A 4,837-nucleotide genomic window follows, 5' to 3' on the forward strand; every position below is an offset into this window, starting at 1 on the left:
TTTCTGGTGCGTACCGGGCTGAGAGGCGGTGTAAGTGAACTGTAGTTGCCATGTTTTACGGCAATGAGAGCAGAGATAGCGCTGATGTCCGGCAGTGCTTTTGCCGTTACGCACCACGCCTTCAGTAGCGGAGCAGGAAGGACATCTGATGGAAATGGAAGCCACGCAAGCACCTTAAAATCACCATCATACACTAAATCAGTAAGTTGGCAGCATTACCTAAAAAGTCTGGCCAGTTTTTTCAAAGTAAATACCGTTAATACACGGTTGCATACGTAAAGACTTCACTTCGGTAATAAAAGAACCTTGCGAATATTGAATCGTTAATCTGTGATTTTTGTCTTCAGCACGTTCAGAGCGAAAACGCCATTCTTCTTTTGCGCCGCGACGAGTTTGTGGGAGGCATTTGCCTTGTGGATCAATAACCATCCGTGCTCCACGACTGCCACCACCTGCGTCAATATAATGCGTCAATTGCGTTAATACGGCGGCAGAAGTCAGCGTCATATGCCGCCACATAAACAGTTCGGCAATTTCGCCTGCGTGATTGATGGTTAAACCGTGTTGTTGTACAAACTCACTTAGCAGCAGGGCGTCACGGGTGGCATGACGAACTTTATCGGCATGACAAATAAATCCGGCGTAATCAGACATTCGCGCCTGGATTTTGTCTTTCACCGTTACCAGCGCCATTCCGTTCTCGTTTGCCAGTGCCTGAGCGATAACTTCTCTGACTATATTCAGAGATGAGGCTACCAGCTGCGCGACATCACCCTCAACAGACCGCTTTTGCGTGCAACCAATAAAACGTGCCAGACGAACAGCAAAAACCTGCCCGGCATTCAATGCTGCACCACCAGGGCGAGTGACGCCGTGTGTGCCAGCAACTTCCCCCACGGCGAAACAGCCGGGCAGGGAGGTTTGTCCCCAGATATCCACTTCAATGCCGCCATTCATATGCTGATTATTCATGGCAAACTGCAAAGGCTGTGTGGTGAGATCGTAACCGTGCATCTTATACAGCGAGATAGACAGCGGATTCATTCGTTGCAGCCGTTCGATGGGCGATGGTGCCAGAGCGTCGTTATTTTCCAGATACGCGCGAACGTCGTCGTCCAGTCGATCTAATGAGAACGGCAGGTCACCCGGCACCGCTTCAGGATTGCGATTGAAATCCATAAATACCTGACGCCCTGATTGCTGCTCTTGCGCTACTGCCATATCTAACAAGCTGGAGCCAAAATCCATCACCCGAGTGGCGTGGAACGGCCACTGATAGCCTTTACGGAAAATGTTTGAAGCCAGCTCCTGGGTGGTGCGATAGTAATCCGCGAGGAAGTTATACTCGTTACCCTCAGCATCCACGGAATAGATATACGGGATCACCTGTACATAGGTGCCGGATAAATTCCACGGAAACGTGCTACGCGGCGTGCCTATACCAAACTGGCTTTCGGTCAGATTGGTTAGCGTCAGACCTTCCTCCAGCGCCAGCCCCAGCGAGCCGAAGCATTTATGTGGATAAACACTGTCGCGATAAAGCTCGCCCGGTCCGCCCGTTGCCAGTACCACATTGGGCGCAGTCACAATTGCCAGCCCCCATGGGTTATGGGCGCGATGACCGGTCGCGAGGATTGCCCCTGCCACGCGGTCTTCGCCGTTTTCGTCACGCTGATGCAGCAGTTTAATCACTGTTGCACTGGTCAACACTGGAATGGCGAGGCGCTGTACTTCTTCCAACAGCACTTTCACCATTAACCTTGAGGTACGCAGCCCACACGAGGTTGCACGCCCGGCTTCGTCATGGTCGGTTTGATAACGAAGAATCGCGCCATAGCGATCTTCCGGTAATTCCAGACCAAGATATTGCAACCCGCCTAGAGTGTGCAGAGAACCTACCGCTTCGACATAAGCGGTGTCGTGATCCATCGCCCCACCGCTCGCCAGTGCCTCTGCCAGTTTGGTGAAGTTGTCGCCGTTGCCCGCGGTAGCGGCGGTAAATAGTGTCTGTTTATCGGAACCAGAACATGCCGACGTCCCCATATATAACCCGGCGGTAGCGATCAGCACATTTTGCTGGCGGCGTTTAAGTTCAACTGCCGCACGTAATCTTGCTGCACCACTGCCGACTACCAGGGCATCTGTTTGCCAGAGTGGGTAATTAACACCGTCTACCGTGACAACCCATGCGGGCTCTGCCTGTGCAAAACCCTTTGGGAAAGTAACGTGCGTCAGCGCATCAAGGATGGTGTCATCAAGCTGACTCATGCATCCTCCATCGGCGTAAACAGGCTACTTTCCATCAGGCGTGGGTGCTTGATAATTGGACGGAAAGCCATATACGGCAGAATGTCGCGCTCAATCTCCACACCCGGCGCGATTTCAATTAATTCAACGCCTTCTGCCGTTAACTGGAATACTGCGCGTTCAGTGATATACAACACTTCCTGACCACTTTGCTGTGCGTAGGCGGCGCTAAAAGTGATTTTTTCCACCTTGGTAACCAGTTTAGGGATTTGACCTGACTGGGCGATATGCAAGCCATCTGGTGTTATATCGATCTTGCTGCCTTTAGCGTCGAACGTGCCGCAGAACACCACTTTACGGGCATTTTGCGCAATTTCGAGAAATCCGCCGGGGCCAATCAGATTGCCATTGAGATGGGAGACGTTGACGTTACCGTACTGATCCATCTCTCCCATGCCGAGGAAGGTGATATCGATCCCTCCGCCACTGTAGAACTCAAATTGATCGAGTGATGGAATAATGGCATCGGCGTTGCGGGCGCAGCCGAAAAACGCATCATCCAGCATCATGCCGTTATGTACGCCTTGCTCGACGCTCAGCCATAAACTTTGGTAAGGAACGCCTTCGCGCGGCGCTACTCCTGGAACGCCGCCGGGAATACCAAAGCCAAAGTTGGTTGAAGCGCCAGCTACCAGTTCGCGTGCTGCCCGACGGGCAATCAGGCGACGTACCGGATGACTAACCAGTTCAATAGCGTCGTTAGAACTCAGACGGCGATGTTGGCCGCTGATGGTCAGGTCGTAACCGCCAAGATAGGTTTGTGGCTGTTTGCGGTGTTCAACGATGCCATCAACCAGAATGCCCGGTAATTTGACTCGGCGTGGTTCAATCGCGCCAGCTTCCAGCACATCGCGTACCTGTACGAACACTTTGCCGCCGCTGTTGTGTGCTGCCAGCGCCATGGAATAGCTATCCATATCAATCGCTTCTTCTTCAAGGCTGACGTTGCCTCGAGGAGCGGCATAAGTGCCACGCAAAATCGCGTAATCCACTTTGAAAGGGCGATAACGAAGTTTGGTTTCACCGTCGATTTCAATCAGTTCTACCAGGTCGTCGGTAGTGCATTCATTCGACTTACCGCCGCCATTGCGTGGATCAACAAACGATCCCAGCCCAACGTGGGTAAAAAGCCCCGGACGTCCGGAGCCGATCTCCCGTAGCAGTGCTTGAATCACACCACCAGGAAAGCAGTAGGCTTCAATCGTGTTATTTTTTACCAGCGCCTGCATTTTGGGCGACCAGGTAAAGTGCCCGGCAATAATGCGTTTGAGCATCTCTGCGTGCGCAAAACGGTTAGTGCCTTTGCAGTCGCGATCGCCAATACCCAGCGAGTGGATTAGCGTCAGGTCGCGAGGGTGTCCGGTTTGCAGGAAACGCGCTTCAATAGCAGCCAGAATATGGTCGGCTTCTACCATACCGCCGCCGTTACCGCTAATAGCAATAGTCGCACCGTCCTGAATTTGCGCCGCCAGTGCCTCGGCGGTTGTTATCTTACGCATACAATTTCCTTATTGATTATGGAAGCTCACGCTACTTTTTTCGGCAAAGGCGCGCGTCGCCTGCTGGCAATCCTGAGTGGCGGACATTAATCCGGCCAGTAGCTGGTGCGGGTAATCGGCATGTTTATTTTCCAGTGCCAGAATCAGTTGCTTAATATGCGCCAGTGCCACCGGACCGCATTTTTCCAGCTGCGCTAACTGGTTCGCCATCCAGCTTTCCACCTGTTCTTTTTCTACCACTTCATCAATTAAATTCGCCGCCTGAGCTTCCTGCGCCGTCAGGCGTTTACCCAGCATCAGCATCTGGCGACCGACCACCGGACCGACCTGATTAAGCACACGTTCAATGCCCATCCAGCCAGGCACCATGCCGAGCATCACTTCCGGGTTAGAGAATTTCGCGCCGGGGCGGGCAATACGAATATCGCAGCACAAGGCCAGTTCAATACCACCGCCGATGGTATGACCGTTGAGATTCGCAACGGTTAATTGGGGTATGTTTCGCAGGCGATTAAAAACGTCATTACCGCGTTTAATCCATTTTCTGCCCATATCTAATGGCGAATAGGCCGACCACGATTTAATATCGCCGCCCGCACAAAAGAATTTATCGCCGGTTGCCGTTAATTCGACTAATCGTAATGTGGTGTCGTTTTCAATTTCATTTAAATAATGGTCGAGAGATTCGATCATCTCTTCGTTAATAGCATGACATTTATCTTCACGGTTCAATGTCAGGCGGCAGGAAGCCGCCACTCTGCTGAACAGAACGGGTTGGTCACTCATGATCATTCCTTAACAATAATGCGCGGGTAATGCTGCCAACTTACTGATTTAGTGTATGATGGTGATTTTAAGGTGCTTGCGTGGCTTCCATTTCCATCAGATGTCCTTCCTGCTCCGCTACTGAAGGCGTGGTGCGTAACGGCAAAAGCACTGCCGGACATCAGCGCTATCTCTGCTCTCATTGCCGTAAAACATGGCAACTACAGTTCACTTACACCGCCTCTCAGCCCGGTACGCACCAGAAA

The 4,837-nt window shown here is 52.0% G+C and carries 4 protein-coding genes and 1 pseudogene; 1 reads left to right on the forward strand and 4 read right to left on the reverse strand.

Going from position 1 to position 4,837, the window contains the following annotated elements; translation table 11 throughout:
* From BGK49_RS26170 to BGK49_RS09590, 4 genes and pseudogenes are all read right to left on the reverse strand, one after another.
* The coding region (locus tag BGK49_RS26170; protein ID WP_047664789.1) for an IS1 family transposase at window positions 1–165 on the reverse strand (165 nt) is incomplete at its 3' end.
* 28 nt (window positions 166–193) lie between these two features.
* Window positions 194–2,268: pseudogene (locus BGK49_RS09580) on the reverse strand (FAD-binding protein).
* The gene (locus BGK49_RS09585; RefSeq protein ID WP_001226963.1) at window positions 2,265–3,806 is read right to left on the reverse strand and encodes an acyl CoA:acetate/3-ketoacid CoA transferase; all 1,542 of its coding nucleotides are present in this window, start codon (window positions 3,804–3,806) and stop codon (window positions 2,265–2,267) included. The pseudogene BGK49_RS09580 and the gene BGK49_RS09585 overlap by 4 nt, the downstream one beginning before the upstream one ends.
* 9 nt (window positions 3,807–3,815) lie before the next feature.
* Window positions 3,816–4,592, reverse strand: coding sequence for an enoyl-CoA hydratase/isomerase family protein (locus BGK49_RS09590; RefSeq protein WP_001283564.1), 777 nt, complete (start codon window positions 4,590–4,592; stop codon window positions 3,816–3,818).
* Window positions 4,593–4,672: 80 nt separating this feature from the next.
* Here BGK49_RS09590 and BGK49_RS26175 point away from each other — a divergent pair.
* Window positions 4,673–4,837, forward strand: a 165-nt coding sequence (locus BGK49_RS26175; protein ID WP_047664789.1) for an IS1 family transposase, incomplete at its 3' end; no start/stop codon positions are given.

The organism is Shigella sp. FC1544, from assembly GCF_001722145.1.
Taxonomy (GTDB): domain Bacteria; phylum Pseudomonadota; class Gammaproteobacteria; order Enterobacterales; family Enterobacteriaceae; genus Escherichia; species Escherichia coli.